Genomic DNA, 14,549 nt, shown 5'->3' with positions numbered 1-14,549 from the left:
CCCCCCGAGTCCCCCCCAACGGCTATGCCTTCGCTGCGCTCAGTCGGCTCCATAGACCCGAGTGCAACTCGAGCGAAGTCGGGGATTGTCGTCATCAGAGGGCTCCTTCCGCCGGGACGCCGAGTCTGTCGAGCAGGCCGGAGAGGAAGGCGACCACATCCATGCCGTCGTAAATCTCGCCGTCCACACTCGTCGCCCCGAGTTCCTTGGCGCGACCGGCGACGAAGATCGTCGGGACGCCGGCCTCGCGCAGGGTCGCCACCGCGTCGGCGGCATGCGCGGCATACCCCTTGGGAGAGCTCGCGATCACGGCCACGCTCGGGTTTGTCGCCGTGGCATCGGCGGCCGCCGACGCGCCCTCGAACAGGCTCGCCTCGATCCCACCAGCCGCCAGCAGATTGGTTACGAATGTCTCGCGGGCTCCGAAGTCGCGGCGCCCGCCGAGCGCCACCAACGCGACACTGGGGGCGACGCCACCCTGGGCGGCGAAGGCGAGCGAGCGATCCCGGAGCCCTTCGTATGCCGCGGCATCCCGCCGCGGGAGCAGCGCACCGTCGCGCGTGGGCAGGTCAGCACGGGACCGGCGAGCCAGGCGTTGCTCCCCCGCCAAGGGAAACATCGAGACGCCGGTGATCGGCTGGCGACGGGTGGCGATGCGCGCTCCCTCCTCAGCGATGGCTTCCTGAATCCGCTGCGCAACAAGGCCGTTGGCCAGAGCAGCGGGCATACCCCCGGCAGCCTCGACGGCCTGAACGACGGCCCACGCCTTCGTCGCGACATCTCGGGTGAGGTCTTCGACGTAGTAGGAGCCACCCGCGGGGTCGGTGACGCGGCCGATATTGGCCTCGTCCGCGAGCACGATCTGGGTGTTGCGTGCTAAGCGCCGCGAGAACTTCTCCGGCAGGCCGGCGATGGTGTCGTAGGGCAGGACCGTGATCGAATCGGCGCCGCCCGCACAGGCGGCGAAGGTCGCGATGGTGCTGCGCAAGACATTGACCCAGGGGTCCTCGCGAGTGAACATCCGGGTCGCGGTGACCGCGTGCACGCGGGCGCCGCGCTCGGACTCGGGCACTCCGCATACCTCGCCGACGCGCGCCCATAGCGCGCGGAGGGCGCGGAGTGCGGCGATCGTCAGGAACTGGTCGGCGGTCGCAGAGATGCGGAACTCAATGTGCGGGAACGCCTTTGGCGCTTCGATGCCGGCCTCGGCGAGCGCGCGCAGGTAAGCGATGCCGGTGGCGACGGCGTACGCGATCTCGTCGACGGCGCTCGCGCCGGCGTCCCGGTAGACCCGCGCATCGACGGTGATGGCGCGCACCTCGGGAAGGCCGTCGAGCCCGCCGATTGCCCCGACGAGTCCGCTGAGGTCCGGCGTCGTCCCGGTGCGCGCCGCCGCGCCGATCGGGTCGTGGCCGAGGTTGCCGCTGGCCACGGCGGCGCCGCGCAGGACCGCGAGAAGGGCCTCGGCAGCCGCGGGCTGAGCGTCCCACGACGAGACGACGACGGGGGCGAGGTCGAGGCGCACATCGGCGAGCGCCTCGGCCACCGCATCGGGGGCGATGCCGTCGGCGCCGATGTGCAGCCATACGGACGTGGCACCGTGCTCGAGATCGTCGAGAACCGCCGCGCGGGTGCGGGCCGCGTCGGGGTCGTCGTGGAGTTGGCGGACGTCCCACGGCTGGTTGGGATCGCGCAGCGCCCGGCCGCGCGTGAAGGGCATCGCGCCGGGGACACCCAGTGGGCGGGCGTCGGCCGGGCGCGAATAGAGCGGGTCGATGACCAGGTCACCGGCGAGCGTGGTGCGCAGGGACGCCTCGGCGTCGGCGGGCGCGAGCTTCGCGTCCTCGGCGCGGATTTTGTTGACGACACCGGCGACCAGGCGCTGCCAGTCCTCGTGGGTCTGCGCGGGGAAGCCCCCGGCGAGGGTCATCGACTCGGACATGCGCGCTCCTTCGGGCAACCGGACAACCGCGGCGGGCGAGGTCGAGACGGCACGCGTCCGGCGGCCTCGCCGGTCGGATTCCAGCCTATCGACGAGTGAGGAAGCGGCTGACCAGTTGGGGGGAGAGGTTCGGCACAGCGGCCGGGGCGGGCGCCGAGCGGTCGATCGAGCGGTTAGCCGGGCAGGCACCGGAGGGCACGCGCGGCCTCGGCCCGGCTGGCGAGTTCGTCATCGAGCGGGTAGCCGACCTCCTCCAGCGACAGGCCGTGCGCGGGCATCACCTTGACCCGAGGGTCGCGTATGCCGGCGCGCAGCACCTCCGCAGGGAAGCTCACGTCCGCGCGGCCGAGCCCGACAGGAACGACGGCGCCGACGAGGGCGCGGACCATCGAGTGGCAGAAGGCATCGGCGATGACGGTGGCCTCGGCGATGCCCTCGCTGGTGCGGTGCCAGGAGTAATCGAGCAGGGTTCGAATCGTTGTGGCGCCCTCGCGCTTCTTGCAGAAAGCGGCAAAGTCATTGAGCCCCAACAGCTTTTGCGCTGCCTCGTGCATGGCGTCGACGTCGAGCGGGTCGCCCAGCGTCACGGTGTCGCGCCGGCGCAGCGGATCGCTGGCAGCGATGTTGTCGCTGATCCGGTAGCGATAGCGCCGGTGCGTCGCCGAGAAGCGCGCATCGAAGCCTGGGGGTGCTTTGGTGACTCGGTGCACGACGACATCGGGCGGGAGTATGCCGCGCAGCCGGGTGGCAGCCGCCAGCTCCGGTGAGCGGGACGAGCGGCCCGGGAGGGCGGCATACGCATCGTGGTTGATGTCGGCGTGCGCGACCTGGCCGCGTGCGTGGACGCCGGCGTCGGTCCGGCCGGCGACGACCAGGCGCACGGGCTCGGGCGCGCGCAGCAAGGTGGTGAGGGCCGCCGACAACTCCCCCTCGACCGTCCGCAGCCCCGGCTGGGCGGCCCACCCGGCGAAGTCGGTGCCGTCATATCCAAGCTCGAGGCGGATCCGCACCCGCCCATCATCCCCCGGTCAACTCAGCACAAGGTAGTCAACTGCGGACAGCTTGCAAGGTGTCCGCAGTTGACTAACTGCTGCTAGCAGAACTTCCTTGGCCCCGGGCCGGCCGACGGAATAGGTTCTGCACCATGCGGATACGGGAGGCCGAGGCGGAGGATTGGGCGGCGATCTGGCCGATCTGGAAGGGGATTGTCGACGACGGGGAGACCTATGCGTATCCCGACACCGCCACCAGCGAGCAGGCGCGCGGGTGGTGGATGGAGGGGCCGCCGAGCCGAGTCGTTGTCGCCGTGGGCGACACCGGTAATGTCCTCGGCACCGCGAAGATGGGGCCGAACCGGCCCGGCCGCGGTGACCACGTCGGCACGGCGTCTTTCATGGTCGGCCCGGCCGCCCGCGGGCTCGGCGTCGGGCGCGCGCTGGCCGAAGACATGATCGCCTGGCACCGGCAGCAGGGCTTCCTCGCCATCCAGTTCAATGCGGTTGTCGAGACGAACACGGCAGCCGTCCGCCTCTGGCAAGACCTCGGTTTCACGATCATCGGCACCGTCCCCGGCGCCTTCCGCTCGCGCCGCCACGGCGATGTCGGGCTGCACGTGATGTATCTGCCGCTCTGACCTCGACTGCGCCCTCGCGGCAGCAAGTTACTCGGCAGTGACAAAGGTCCACAGTGACCCACGTGAGCACGAGCTCGCCAACGTCGAGGTCCACAGCCTGCCGCCCGCGCAATGGCTGCCCGTCGCCGGCGCCTTCGCCGTCCAGGGCCTCCTGTTCATCGGTATGACGACCCACCTCCCCGCCCTGCAACACCGCTTCGACCTCGGCGAACTCGGACTCACCCTGATCCTGCTGGCGATGGTGCTGCTGTCCGGGGCCGGATCGGTCCTGGCCGAGCAGATCGCCACCCGGCGCGACAGTGCCACCGCCCTGCGAATCGGGCTGTCCGGCTTGTCGATTGGCGTCGCGGGCATCGGTCTGGCACCGAGCCTTGTCGCGCTGGGGGGCGGGGTCACGGCATACGGCCTGGCAGTCGGCATGGTCGACGCGGCGAGCAATATGCAGGGCATCGCCCTGGAGCACCGCGCGGGCAGGACCCTGCTTCCCGACTGCACGCCGGGTGGACGACCGGCGGAATCCTCGCCACGGTGCTGGCGCTGCTCACCGGGGACGGGCCCCTGGCGTGGGCCGTGGCGCCGCTGGCCATCGTCCCAGTGCTGCTGCTGACCGCCACCTTCCAACGCCACGACACCCCGGCCGATGCCGGCCAAATCATCACCGTTCCCTGGCGCCAGATCAGCCTCGTCGGCGCGGCGCCGTGCTGTTCTACAGGTCGACACCGCCGCCACGACGTGGGGGCCGGTCTTCCTGCATACGGTCCACGGTCTGGCGGTCGGCTCCGTGGCCTGGGCGACCCTTCCGTATTTCGTCGCCGCGCTCGCGGCGCGGATGGGGGCCGCTGCGACGCGGGCTTGCCTCGGCGGCCCGCGGACGATCTCCCTCGGCGCCCTGATCGCGGCAGCGGCCTTGGCGCTGCTGGTCGCCTCCCCCTCGGGACCGGTTGCCGTGGCCGCCTTCGCGCTACTCGGACTGGGCGTCGGGGTCATCGCGCCGCTGAGCTTTACGGCCGCCGCACGGCTCGCGGGTGGGCCCGGCGCCGACCGCGCCCGGCTCGATGCGGTGGTCGCACGCTTCAACCAGTTCAACTACGCGGGAGCGCTCATCGGGGCGGTGATGACCGGGCTCGTCGGCTCGGGCAACCTGCGCATCGGCTTCGCCGTCCCGATGGTGCTGATTCTCGGCATACTCCCGCTTGCCCGCCAGTTCGCGACGACCTGAGTCTGGGAGAGAACCTAGACATACTCAACGAAGATGAGCCGTTGCGTATGTCCACGTTCCGGCAATGGGCGCAAATGTGTCCCAGGGGAAAGCAAAGGCCCCGCTCCCGAAGTGGGAGCGGGGCCTTCAATCAGGCGTATGACGAGGCTCAGGCCTCGTCGTCGACCTTCTGCTTCGCGGCGCCACCGGCGGGCTTGAAGCCAGCAGCCTCAGCGTCGGCGGCGGACTTGAACCAGAACTCGGCCTCGGTGGCGTCATACCACTGCGAGCCGGGGACGTGGTAGAGCCCGGAGTCGGCGTTGCCCTTGACGGTGTAGCCCTCAGGGGCGGCGCCGTCGGCGTTCGCAGCAACAGCACCCGCGGGCAGTTCGACAGCAGCGGCGGCCTCGGTGGCGTCGGCCGCCGGGGCCTCCTCCACCGCAGCGTCGGACGCAGCGTCAGCCGAGCCCGCGTCGCTCACCAGACCAGCTGCCGCGGTGGCGGCAACCGGCTCGGCGTCGGTCAGGTCGGCAACCGGAGCGGCGGCAGCCTCGTCGGCAACGGCCTCAACCGCAGCACCTTCCGCGGCGGCGTCGGTCTCGGCGGCCTCGACCGCAGCGACCTCGTCGGCGACCGGAGCGTCCTGGACCTCAGCGGCGACGGCCGCGTCGTCCGCTGCGGCACCGGCGGCGTCCTCGATCTCGACCGGGGCGTCCTGATCGTCCGCGGCAGCCCTGGCCTTCTTGTCCTTGGCGGCGCGCTTGGTCGCACCCTCGGCCTCAGCGACGACGGCGCGCTTCGGCTTGGCCGAGACCGGCTCGCGGACGAGCTCGATCACGGCCATGGGGGCGTTGTCGCCCTTGCGGGGGCTGATCTTGACGATGCGGGTGTAGCCGCCGGGACGCTCGGCCATGTCCGGCGCGATCTCGACGAAGAGGCGGTGGACGACACCCTTGTCGCGGATGATCGTCATCACGCGACGGCGGGCGTGCAGGTCACCGCGCTTGGCAAAGGTCACCATGCGCTCGGCGAGCGGGCGCATGCGCTTGGCCTTGGCCTCGGTCGTGGTGATGGCGTCGTGCTCGAAGAGCGCGGTCACGAGGTTTGCGAGGATGAGCCGCTCGTGCGCGGGACCGCCTCCGAGGCGGGGACCCTTCTTGGGGGCAGGCATGTGAATCTCCTAGTTGGGGTGGTCGCTCAGAGCTGCTCGTCCTCGGCGAAGGACAGGTCGTCCTCGTCGAAGTCGTCATAACCGTCGGACATCGCGGTGGGGTCGAATCCGGGCGGGCTGTCCTTGAGGTTCAGGCCCATGTCGTGAAGCTTGGCCTTGACCTCGTCGATGGACTTGGTGCCGAAGTTGCGGATGTCCAGCAGGTCCGCCTCGCTGCGACCGACGAGTTCACCCACGGTGTGGATGCCCTCACGCTTGAGGCAGTTGCAGGAGCGGACCGTCAGGACGAGGTCCTCGATCGGCAGGGCGAGGTCGGCGGCCAGCGCGGCGTCGGTGGGCGACGGGCCCATGTCGATGCCCTCGGCCTCGACGTTGAGCTCGCGGGCCAGGCCGAACAACTCGACGAGGGTCTTGCCGGCAGACGCCATGGCATCGCGGGGAGCCATCGAGTTCTTGGTCTCGACGTCGACGATCAGCTTGTCGAAGTCGGTGCGCTGCTCGACACGGGTTGCCTCGACCTTGTAGGTGACGGCCAGGACCGGCGAGTAGATCGAGTCGACCGGGATGCGGCCGATCTCCTGGTCACCGGACTTGTTCTGCTGCGCCGAGACGTAGCCGCGGCCGCGTTCGACGATCAGCTCCATCTCGAGCTTGCCCTTGTCGTTCAGGGTCGCGATGTGCAGGTCGGGGTTGTGGATCTCCACGCCGGCCGGCGGGGCGATGTCAGCGGCCGTGACGGCGCCGGCGCCCTGCTTGCGGAGGTACATCACCACGGGCTCGTCCTCCTCGGAGGAGACGACCAGGCCCTTGATGTTGAGGATGATCTCGGTGACATCCTCCTTGACCCCGGGGACGGTGGAGAACTCGTGCAGCACGCCGTCGACGCGGATGCTGGTCACGGACGCGCCGGGGATGCTCGACAGGAGCGTGCGGCGCAGGGAGTTGCCGAGCGTGTAGCCGAAGCCCGGCTCCAGCGGCTCGATGACGAACCGCGAGCGGTTCTCGGCGACGACCTCTTCGGTGAGGACGGGACGCTGTGCGATCAGCACTATCTTCTTCTTCCTCGAGGGACACCCGCTATTTGATGCCCGTCGCGTGCGCGACTCTCACGCGCGCACCCCGCCCGTCTGTCTGAGCGCGGCACTACTGGCCTGCGGCCAACCACAGACCACAGCGGACGGGTATGTCGCCCCTTAGGGCGGCATACCCGACCGCGGTCCGAGAAACCGCCGAGCGAAGCGAGGCTTGGTTTCTCGGAACAGAAAGAACGGCCTTCGCTTCGCGAAGACTGTGCCTTCCGGGCTAGTTCTTGGAGTACAACTCGACGATCAGCTGCTCGGTGAGCTGGGTGTCGATCTGCTCGCGGACGGGCAGTTGGTGGATCAGGATCTGCAGGCTGCCCGCGACGACCTGCATCCAGGCCGGGGCGGTGCGCTCGCCGAAGGTCTCCCGCGCCAGCTGGAACGGGAAGGTCTCGACGGACTGCTTGCGGATCGTGATGATGTCGAACTGCTCGACGCGGTATGACGGAACATCGACGCGGACGCCGTTGACCTCGAAGTGGCCGTGCGTGACCAGCTGGCGGGCGTGGCGACGCGTGCGGGCCAGGCCGGCGCGGTAGATGACGTTGTCCAGGCGGGACTCGAGGATGGTCAGCAGGTTGCTACCGGTCTTGCCGGGGCGGGTGGCTGCCTCCTCGTAGTAGCGACGGAACTGCTTCTCCATGACGCCATAGGTGAAGCGGGCGCGCTGCTTCTCCTGGAGCTGAGTGAGGTACTCCTTCTCCTGGATGCGGCGGCGGCCGTGCTGGCCGGGCGGGAAGGGACGCAGGTCGAAGTTCTTGTCGCCGCCGACGAGGTCGAGCTTGTAGCGACGGGACTTCTTGGTGATGGGGCCGGTGTAACGAGCCATGACTTAGCTATTTCTCCGTTTCAGTGCAGGCTCAGACGCGGCGGCGCTTGGGCGGGCGGACACCGTTGTGCGGGCTGGGGGTGACATCGGAGATGGCACCGACCTCCAGGCCGGCAGCGGTCAGGGAACGGATAGCGGTCTCACGACCCGAGCCGGGACCCTTGACGAAGACGTCGACCTTGCGCATGCCGTGTTCCATGGCGCGGCGGGCGCAGGCCTCGGCGGCCATCTGGGCGGCATACGGGGTGGACTTGCGGGAGCCCTTGAAGCCGACCTGGCCGGCGGACGCCCACGAGATCACCGCACCGGTCGGGTCGGTGATGGAGATGATGGTGTTGTTGAACGTGCTCTTGATGTGGGCCTGACCCACGGCGACGTTCTTCTTGACCTTGCGACGGACCTTGGTCGCACGAGCCTTGGGGGGCATTACTTACCAGCCTTCTTCTTACCGGCGACGGTGCGCTTGGGGCCCTTGCGGGTGCGCGCGTTGGTCTTGGTCCGCTGACCGCGAACCGGCAGACCCTTGCGGTGACGCAAGCCCTCGTAGGACCCGATCTCGACCTTGCGACGGATGTCGGCGGCCACCTCGCGGCGGAGGTCACCTTCGATCTTGACGTTGGCTTCGAGGTAGTCACGCAGCGCAACCAGCTGGTCGTCGACGAGGTCCTTCACGCGGACCGACGGGTCAACACCCGTCGCGGCCAGCGCCTGCTTGGACGTCGTCCGACCCACACCAAAGATGTAGGTCAGGGCGACCTCGACGCGCTTGTCGCGCGGGAGGTCAACTCCAACAAGACGTGCCATGGAGTGGCATTCCTTTTCTGTCGTCCGGAGGTATGGAAGCAGCGCCAGTCGGGTGGTCGCTCACGGACTCGTATGCCGTGCCAGCCCGTCCCCGGCCTCCGGGCCGGGGGTGACGTCCCGCCACGTGCGGGGGTCGGGTGCTGCGGTAGTGCGATGTTGAATTGTGTGCGGGAAGGTCGTGCGACCGGTGCCCGGTGCTCAGCCCTGACGCTGCTTGTGGCGCAGGTTGTCGCAGATCACCATGACCCGCCCGTGACGGCGGATCACCTTGCACTTGTCGCAGATCTTCTTGACACTCGGCTGAACCTTCATTGCCTCGGTCTTTTCTCGATCGGCGTCCCGCGTCCCAGGCTGGGCGCGCGGGTCTTGCGGTTAGCGGTAACGGAAAACGATGCGCCCGCGGGTCAGGTCATAGGGGCTGAGTTCCACCACGACCCGGTCCTCGGGGAGGATCCGGATGTAGTGCTGGCGCATCTTGCCCGAGATGTGGGCGAGAACCTTGTGACCGTTGGTGAGCTCCACGCGGAACATCGCGTTGGGGAGGGCTTCAACAATCGTGCCCTCGACCTCGATGACACCGTCCTTCTTGGCCATATCCTCCGTCAATCCATGTTGGCGACCGACCCCGCTGAGGTTGGGAACGGCCATACGAAATCGGCCCCATGGAGCACACGCAAGGCGCGAGCGCACACGTGACCGACGCTCCATCATACGGGAGGTATGCCGCGCCCCGAAATCGCGGCGGGCGACCCTCCTCCCCACGGACTTCCCCGCAGGTGGCTACGACCTGCACATCCAGGGCGCCGGTTTCATCAATGTCACCTCGGTGCTCCTGGGCGACACTCCCGCCACCAACATCCGGGTGCTGTCGTCGAACGAACTTGTCGTCACTGTCCCGCCTCACGCCGCCGGCGTGGTGAACGTGAAGGCGTTCACGACTCTCGGCCACTCGGTCGGGACGGAGTACGACGATTTCACCTACACCTCCGGCTAGGGACGACCACAAGTTGGCAGTCGGCTCAGGCTTCCGGTCGGGTGACGAGTTGGCTGCGGACCTCGTCCATGTCGAGGGCGCGGACGCCGTCGATGACCTGCTTCAGGCCGGCGGCCGGTAGCGCGCCGGGCTGGTTGAAGACGAGGATCCCCTCGCGGAAGGCCATCAGGGTCGGGATCGAGGTGATCTGCAGGTGGGCAGCGAGGGCCTGCTCGGCCTCGGTGTCGATCTTGCCGAAGACGATGTCGGTGTTGTCCTCCGACGCCTTCTCGAAGACGGGACCGAACTGGCGGCACGGTCCGCACCACGAGGCCCAAAAGTCGAGGAGCACGATGTCGTTGTCGGCAACAGTCGACTCGATGTCGGTCAGGGTGACGTCGCGGGTGGCCATGGTTGTCCTTCGGATGGGGAGTGGCTGGTTCCCCTGGGTGAACGCCTCAGTCGGGCGGGTTGATTCCCGGGTCGGCGCGGTGCACCGCGAGCCAGAACGGCCAGGCCCCGCTGAGCGGCTCATAGCGCCAGGCGAATGTCGCCTCCGAGCCGACGGTGCGCAGCCGGACGGTGTGCGGGGTCTCGATGAGCCGAATGTCGGCGCGGAATTCGCTTCCGCTGAAGCTGCCGCAGCACATGACCGGCAGGCGAACGCCGTCAGCCGTTAGATCCCCGGCGAGCCACTGGCCGTCCCCGATCGGCAGCCGGATCACCTCATGCGCACCGGAGGTGCGCCCGAACTCCACGGTCAGTTCCCAGTGCCCGCGGCTGCGCGCAACGGCCACCGAGCCGCTGCGTCCGCCCAGCCCGAAGGCGTCAGTCAGCGACCACACCCAGTCGCGGCCGAGCGAGGTCGACGCGAGCGGACGACACTCCAGCCGAGCCAACCGTTGGGTGAGGGCGCTGTCCGAGCCGAATCCACGGTCGCTCACTCGATCGACCGCGGGCAGGATGTGCGCCCACACGAGGTCGAGCACCTCCTGCATGTTGTCGACTTCCGAGGTAATCGCGATCGTCATCTGCTGCTCCGGTAGCACGATGGCGAACTGGCCGAACGCCCCGTCGCCGCGATAGCCGTGGCGCGCCTGCCAGAAGGAGAAGCCGTAGCCGAGATTCCAGTCCGGACCCGCCTCGGGGTCGGGGACCCCGCGAGGGGCACCGGTGCCGCGGACGGCCTCCGCGACATACGACTCGGAAAGGATGCGACGTCCACCCGCGACGCCACCGTCCAGATAGAGCTGAGCCAGCGACAGGATCGCCTCGGTCGTGACGTGGATGCCGGAGAAGCCGAGTTGGCGACCGTCTGGGGTGACGTGCCAGTAGGCCTCACCCCAGCCGAGCGGCTCGAACACCCGGGCGCGCAGGAGGTCGAGGATGTCGCCATCGGTGATCGCCCGCACGATGGCGCCGAGCAGGTACGTCGCTATCTGGTTGTAGGTGAACACCGTCCCCGGTTCGGCCGGGAGCGGCAACGCGAAGATCCGCCGCACCACCGCATCGCCGGGGAGACCGTCCGCCACCATCAGCTCCGGTGACCACATCTCCGCCAGGTGCCCCGTCGTCATCGACAGACAATGCCGGACCCGGAGCCGCTCATAGCCGGGCGTGACCGCCGCCCGATCGACGTCCGGCAGGTGGTCCATGACGAGGTCGTCGAGGCCGATCACGCCGTCGTCCACCAGCAATCCGATGGCCGTCGCCGTGAACGACTTGCTCAAGGAGTAGCCCAGGTGCACCCGATCGGCGGAATAGGGCTCCCACCACCCCTCGGCGAGCACTTCGCCGTGGCGGGCGATCATCAGGGAGTGCAGGTCGATGCCGGCCCGTGATGCGGCGTCGAGGAAGGCAATGATGCCCGCGGGATCAACTCCCGCGGCGGTGGGCGAGACGCGCAGTAACGGCATGACGCGGAACTTAATGCACGCGTCCCGCGGATTCATCTCGCGTCCGTGCCGACATCATCCGATCAGCGGTGCGTATGCCGCGCCCAACCCCTCCAGGCCGCCGTCCTCGGCGGTGAGCACCCACAGGCCACCCGAATGCGCCGCGACTGTGTGCTCCCAGTGGCAGGCGCGGGCCCCGTCCAGTGTGACCACGGTCCAGTCGTCGTCGAGCACGCGATTGTCCTGCGCCCCGAGGGTGACCATCGGCTCGATTGCCACCGTCGTGGCGTTCTTGACGGTCGGACCCTTGCCCCGAACCCGGTAGTTGGGGACGTTCGGGGACATGTGCATTTCTCGGCCGATGCCGTGGCCGACATAGTCCTCGACGATGCCGTACTCGCGCCCGCGGCGCTCCCCCGTCTCGACCAAGCTGTCCTCGACCGCGGCACCGACCTCGAACAGGCCGCGTCCGACTTCCAACGCCTTGATGCCCGCCCAGAGCGCGTCCCGCGTGGCGTCCATGAGTTCGACATCCTCGGACCGGCCGAGATCGCGGCCCCCGACAATGAGGGAGATCGCGGCATCGCCATGCCACCCGTCGACGATGGCGCCGCAGTCGATGGAGAGCAGATCTCCTTCCGCCAGCACCCGCTCCCCCGGGATCCCGTGAACGATTTCCTCGTTCACCGACGTGCAGAGCGTATGCCGATATCCCGGCACCTCCACGAAGGACGGCCGCCCGCCGTTGTCCCGTATGAAGGCCTCGGCGAGGGCGTCCAACTCCGCGGTGGTCCGTCCCGGGACGGTCGCCGCGTGGAGCATGGTCAGGCACTGCGCGACCAAGAGCCCGGCCGGGCGCATCGCGCGGACCTCGTCCAGGCTCTTGGTCTCGATCCGTTCGCGTCCGAACATGCTCATGTCCTTCAGTCCTACGTCAGGAGGTCCGCGCGTCCAGGGCTTCGCCGATGCGGGCCGAGACCTCGTCCACGTCGCCGAGGCCATCGACCTGCACGAGGAGGTCGCGCGCGGCATACATCTCGGCCAGGGGGGCGGTCTGGGCGTGATAGATGGCCATCCGTTCGCGGACGACGTCCTCGGTGTCGTCGGCGCGGCCTTCGATCTCGGCTCGACGCAGCAGCCGGCCGACAACCTCGTCGTCGTCAACGGTGAGTTCGAGGACGGCGTCAAGGCGGCGCCCCGACTCAGCTAGAACTGCGTCCAACGCCTCGACCTGCTCGGCCGTGCGGGGGTAGCCGTCGAGTAAGAAGCCCGGCTCGCAATCGGCCTGGCCAAGACGGTCGGCGACGATCGCATTGGTGATCTCGTCACTGACATAACCGCCGCTCGCCAGGATCTCCTTCACCTGGACGCCGAGGGGCGTTTCCGCCTTGATATTAGCACGGAAGATGTCGCCGGTGGAGATAGCCGGGATGCCGTAGCGCTCGGCGATCCGCGACGCCTGCGTGCCCTTGCCCGCACCGGGTGGGCCGAAAATGATCAACCGCATCATGTGACTACCTGAGGAACCCTTCGTAATGGCGCTGCTGCAGCTGCGCCTCGATTTGCTTGACCGTCTCCAGCCCGACACCGACGATGATGATGATCGACGTGCCGCCGAACGGGAAGTAGTTCTGATTGGCGTTGATCAGCCGGAAGGCGATCAACGGAATCAGCGAGATGGCGGCCAGGTAGATGGCGCCGGGAACGGTGATCCGGGTCAGGACATATTGCAGGTACTCGGCCGTGGGTCGCCCGGCGCGGATACCTGGGATGAAGCCGCCGTAGCGCTTCATGTTGTCGGCGACCTCCTCCGGGTTGAAGGTGATCGAGACGTAGAAGAACGTGAAGAACACGATCAGCACGGTGTAGATGATCATGTAGATATTGCTGTCACCCTGGCTCAGGTGGTTGTTGATCCAGGTGACCCACCCGGCCGGGTTGGTCGGGTCGGTGTTGAACTGGGCAATCATCATGGGCAGCGTGAGCAACGAGCTAGCGAAGATGATCGGGATCACATTCGCCATGTTGACCTTGATCGGGATGTAGGTCGAGGTGCCGCCATACATCTGCCGGCCGACCATGCGCTTGGCGTACTGCACCGGGATGCGCCGGGTGCTCTGCTCCACATAAACCACGAGGGCGATGATCAAGAAGCCGATCGCGATCACCACGAAGAACGTGAACCAGTTCTGCTGGTTCTTGATCTGCCAGAGGGCGCCGGGGAAGCCGGCCGCGATCGAGGTGAAGATCAACAGCGACATGCCATTGCCGACGCCCTTGTCGGTCATGAGCTCACCGAGCCACATGATCAAGCCGGTGCCGGCCGTCATGGTCAGCACCATGATCAAGATTGTCGGGATGCTGTCGCTGACGAGGATGTTGGTGCAGCCGGGGCCGAAGAGCGCGCCCGGGTTCTGGGCGAAGGTAATCAGCGTCGAACTCTGCAGGATCGCCAACCCGATGGTCAGATAGCGGGTGTACTGCGTCATCTTGGCCTGGCCCGACGAGCCCTCCTTCTTGAGGGTCTCGAAGCGCGGGATGACGACCGTCAACAACTGCACGATGATCGCAGCGGTGATGTACGGCATGATGCCCAGCGCGAAGATCGAGAGCTGGAGCAAGGCGCCGCCGCTGAAGAGGTTGGCGAGGCCGAGGAAGCCGGACTTCGGGGCGTCCTTCATACATTGCTGGACGGCGGGGTAGCTCACCCCGGGCGTGGGAATGTGCGTGCCCAGGCGATAGAGCGCGATGATCGCGAACGTGAACAGCAGCTTCTTGCGCAGGTCCGGTGTCCGGAACGCGCGGCCGAAGGCGGTGAGCAAACTGGTCCCCTCCATGGGCGGGCCGGGGGGCGGGCCCGCTGGTCTTGCTGACGAATAGGGCGGAATCGTCCGCCGATGCACGATACCCGACGAGGGTGTCGCGTCCGGCATCGAGTCGATCCCCCTGGATAACGCCGTATGCCGTGAGGCGAGTTCCGAGATCGGCTCGCCTCACGGCATACGGGAGGAAATCGCGGGTG

At 68.0% G+C, this 14,549-nt stretch carries 18 protein-coding genes; 4 read left to right on the top strand and 14 right to left on the bottom strand.

Features of this window, described 5'->3' with window-relative positions:
- Nucleotides 1–94 precede the first annotated feature (94 nt).
- Together BN13_RS11925 and truA are read right to left on the bottom strand one after the other, a co-directional pair.
- On the bottom strand, nt 95–1,942 hold the full coding sequence (locus BN13_RS11925; RefSeq protein WP_235434028.1) for a methylmalonyl-CoA mutase subunit beta: 1,848 nt from the start codon (nt 1,940–1,942) through the stop codon (nt 95–97).
- A gap of 173 nt (nt 1,943–2,115) precedes the next feature.
- Nucleotides 2,116–2,952: a tRNA pseudouridine(38-40) synthase TruA gene (gene truA / locus BN13_RS11920; protein ID WP_048547126.1), complete on the bottom strand. Its 837-nt coding sequence runs from the start codon at nt 2,950–2,952 to the stop codon at nt 2,116–2,118.
- Between the two features lie 134 nt (nt 2,953–3,086).
- Here truA and BN13_RS11915 point away from each other — a divergent pair, with 134 nt between their 5' ends.
- The 3 genes from BN13_RS11915 to BN13_RS11905 are packed head-to-tail and all read left to right on the top strand — an operon-like array spanning nt 3,087 to nt 4,794.
- The gene (locus BN13_RS11915; protein WP_048547124.1) at nt 3,087–3,575 is read left to right on the top strand and encodes a GNAT family N-acetyltransferase; all 489 of its coding nucleotides are present in this window, start codon (nt 3,087–3,089) and stop codon (nt 3,573–3,575) included.
- A gap of 37 nt (nt 3,576–3,612) precedes the next feature.
- Entirely contained in the window at nt 3,613–4,182 is a 570-nt protein-coding gene (locus BN13_RS11910) for an MFS transporter (RefSeq protein WP_048547122.1), read from the top strand.
- Nucleotides 4,183–4,215: 33 nt separating this feature from the next.
- Nucleotides 4,216–4,794 carry an MFS transporter gene (locus tag BN13_RS11905; RefSeq protein ID WP_048547120.1) on the top strand — a complete coding sequence of 193 codons (579 nt, stop codon included), beginning with the start codon at nt 4,216–4,218 and terminating at the stop codon, nt 4,792–4,794.
- 148 nt (nt 4,795–4,942) lie between these two features.
- Here the strand turns inward: BN13_RS11905 and rplQ are convergent, their stop codons facing one another.
- From rplQ to infA, 7 genes are all read right to left on the bottom strand, one after another.
- The gene (gene rplQ / locus BN13_RS11900) at nt 4,943–5,944 is read right to left on the bottom strand and encodes a 50S ribosomal protein L17 (protein WP_048547118.1); all 1,002 of its coding nucleotides are present in this window, start codon (nt 5,942–5,944) and stop codon (nt 4,943–4,945) included.
- Nucleotides 5,945–5,970: 26 nt separating this feature from the next.
- Nucleotides 5,971–6,993, bottom strand: a complete 1,023-nt coding sequence (locus tag BN13_RS11895) for a DNA-directed RNA polymerase subunit alpha (RefSeq protein WP_048547115.1) — start codon at nt 6,991–6,993, stop codon at nt 5,971–5,973.
- A 253-nt stretch (nt 6,994–7,246) separates the two neighbouring features.
- Entirely contained in the window at nt 7,247–7,855 is a 609-nt protein-coding gene (gene rpsD, locus BN13_RS11890) for a 30S ribosomal protein S4 (protein ID WP_048547113.1), read from the bottom strand.
- 31 nt (nt 7,856–7,886) lie between these two features.
- A complete protein-coding gene (rpsK, locus tag BN13_RS11885; RefSeq protein ID WP_048547110.1) occupies nt 7,887–8,282 on the bottom strand; it encodes a 30S ribosomal protein S11 in 396 nt (131 codons plus the stop codon).
- A complete protein-coding gene (rpsM, locus tag BN13_RS11880; protein ID WP_048547107.1) occupies nt 8,282–8,659 on the bottom strand; it encodes a 30S ribosomal protein S13 in 378 nt (125 codons plus the stop codon). Before rpsM ends, rpsK begins: the two co-directional genes overlap by 1 nt.
- Before the next feature lie 198 nt (nt 8,660–8,857).
- On the bottom strand, nt 8,858–8,971 hold the full coding sequence (gene rpmJ, locus BN13_RS11875) for a 50S ribosomal protein L36 (protein WP_022925314.1): 114 nt from the start codon (nt 8,969–8,971) through the stop codon (nt 8,858–8,860).
- A gap of 60 nt (nt 8,972–9,031) precedes the next feature.
- Nucleotides 9,032–9,253 carry a translation initiation factor IF-1 gene (infA, locus tag BN13_RS11870; protein ID WP_048549119.1) on the bottom strand — a complete coding sequence of 74 codons (222 nt, stop codon included), beginning with the start codon at nt 9,251–9,253 and terminating at the stop codon, nt 9,032–9,034.
- On the opposite strand from infA, the gene BN13_RS20630 reads away from it, so the two are divergent.
- Nucleotides 9,231–9,653, top strand: coding sequence for an IPT/TIG domain-containing protein (locus BN13_RS20630; protein ID WP_157038567.1), 423 nt, complete (start codon nt 9,231–9,233; stop codon nt 9,651–9,653). The genes infA and BN13_RS20630 overlap by 23 nt on opposite strands.
- A 25-nt stretch (nt 9,654–9,678) precedes the next feature.
- Here the strand turns inward: BN13_RS20630 and trxA are convergent, their stop codons facing one another.
- The 5 genes from trxA to secY are packed head-to-tail and all read right to left on the bottom strand — an operon-like array spanning nt 9,679 to nt 14,349.
- The gene (gene trxA, locus BN13_RS11865) at nt 9,679–10,044 is read right to left on the bottom strand and encodes a thioredoxin (protein ID WP_048547102.1); all 366 of its coding nucleotides are present in this window, start codon (nt 10,042–10,044) and stop codon (nt 9,679–9,681) included.
- Nucleotides 10,045–10,090: 46 nt separating this feature from the next.
- Nucleotides 10,091–11,548, bottom strand: coding sequence for a serine hydrolase domain-containing protein (locus tag BN13_RS11860; RefSeq protein WP_162199952.1), 1,458 nt, complete (start codon nt 11,546–11,548; stop codon nt 10,091–10,093).
- A 54-nt stretch (nt 11,549–11,602) separates the two neighbouring features.
- Nucleotides 11,603–12,445: a type I methionyl aminopeptidase gene (map, locus tag BN13_RS11855; RefSeq protein ID WP_048547096.1), complete on the bottom strand. Its 843-nt coding sequence runs from the start codon at nt 12,443–12,445 to the stop codon at nt 11,603–11,605.
- A 16-nt stretch (nt 12,446–12,461) separates the two neighbouring features.
- Complete coding sequence (locus tag BN13_RS11850; RefSeq protein WP_048549118.1) at nt 12,462–13,034, bottom strand: adenylate kinase; 573 nt, start codon at nt 13,032–13,034, stop codon at nt 12,462–12,464.
- Between the two features lie 7 nt (nt 13,035–13,041).
- Entirely contained in the window at nt 13,042–14,349 is a 1,308-nt protein-coding gene (secY, locus tag BN13_RS11845; protein WP_048549117.1) for a preprotein translocase subunit SecY, read from the bottom strand.
- Nucleotides 14,350–14,549 lie beyond the last annotated feature (200 nt).

The organism is Nostocoides jenkinsii Ben 74 (assembly GCF_001046875.1).
GTDB classification, from domain to species: Bacteria; Actinomycetota; Actinomycetes; order Actinomycetales; family Dermatophilaceae; genus Nostocoides_A; species Nostocoides_A jenkinsii.
This window is presented reverse-complemented; position numbering and strand designations above follow the sequence as displayed.

Excerpts from the sequence above, each read along its gene's own strand:
- rpsD (WP_048547113.1), bottom strand. The coding sequence starts at position 7,855 with ATGGCTCGTTACACCGGCCCCATCACCAAGAAGTCCCGTCGCTACAAG.
- rpsM (WP_048547107.1), bottom strand. The coding sequence starts at position 8,659 with ATGGCACGTCTTGTTGGAGTTGACCTCCCGCGCGACAAGCGCGTCGAG.
- BN13_RS20630 (WP_157038567.1), top strand. The coding sequence starts at position 9,231 with ATGACACCGTCCTTCTTGGCCATATCCTCCGTCAATCCATGTTGGCGA.
- rplQ (WP_048547118.1), bottom strand. The coding sequence starts at position 5,944 with ATGCCTGCCCCCAAGAAGGGTCCCCGCCTCGGAGGCGGTCCCGCGCAC.
- BN13_RS11905 (WP_048547120.1), top strand. The coding sequence starts at position 4,216 with ATGCCGGCCAAATCATCACCGTTCCCTGGCGCCAGATCAGCCTCGTCG.
- BN13_RS11860 (WP_162199952.1), bottom strand. The coding sequence starts at position 11,548 with ATGCCGTTACTGCGCGTCTCGCCCACCGCCGCGGGAGTTGATCCCGCG.
- rpsK (WP_048547110.1), bottom strand. The coding sequence starts at position 8,282 with ATGCCCCCCAAGGCTCGTGCGACCAAGGTCCGTCGCAAGGTCAAGAAG.
- BN13_RS11850 (WP_048549118.1), bottom strand. The coding sequence starts at position 13,034 with ATGCGGTTGATCATTTTCGGCCCACCCGGTGCGGGCAAGGGCACGCAG.
- trxA (WP_048547102.1), bottom strand. The coding sequence starts at position 10,044 with ATGGCCACCCGCGACGTCACCCTGACCGACATCGAGTCGACTGTTGCC.
- infA (WP_048549119.1), bottom strand. The coding sequence starts at position 9,253 with ATGGCCAAGAAGGACGGTGTCATCGAGGTCGAGGGCACGATTGTTGAA.
- rpmJ (WP_022925314.1), bottom strand. The coding sequence starts at position 8,971 with ATGAAGGTTCAGCCGAGTGTCAAGAAGATCTGCGACAAGTGCAAGGTG.
- map (WP_048547096.1), bottom strand. The coding sequence starts at position 12,445 with ATGAGCATGTTCGGACGCGAACGGATCGAGACCAAGAGCCTGGACGAG.
- BN13_RS11915 (WP_048547124.1), top strand. The coding sequence starts at position 3,087 with ATGCGGATACGGGAGGCCGAGGCGGAGGATTGGGCGGCGATCTGGCCG.
- BN13_RS11925 (WP_235434028.1), bottom strand. The coding sequence starts at position 1,942 with ATGTCCGAGTCGATGACCCTCGCCGGGGGCTTCCCCGCGCAGACCCAC.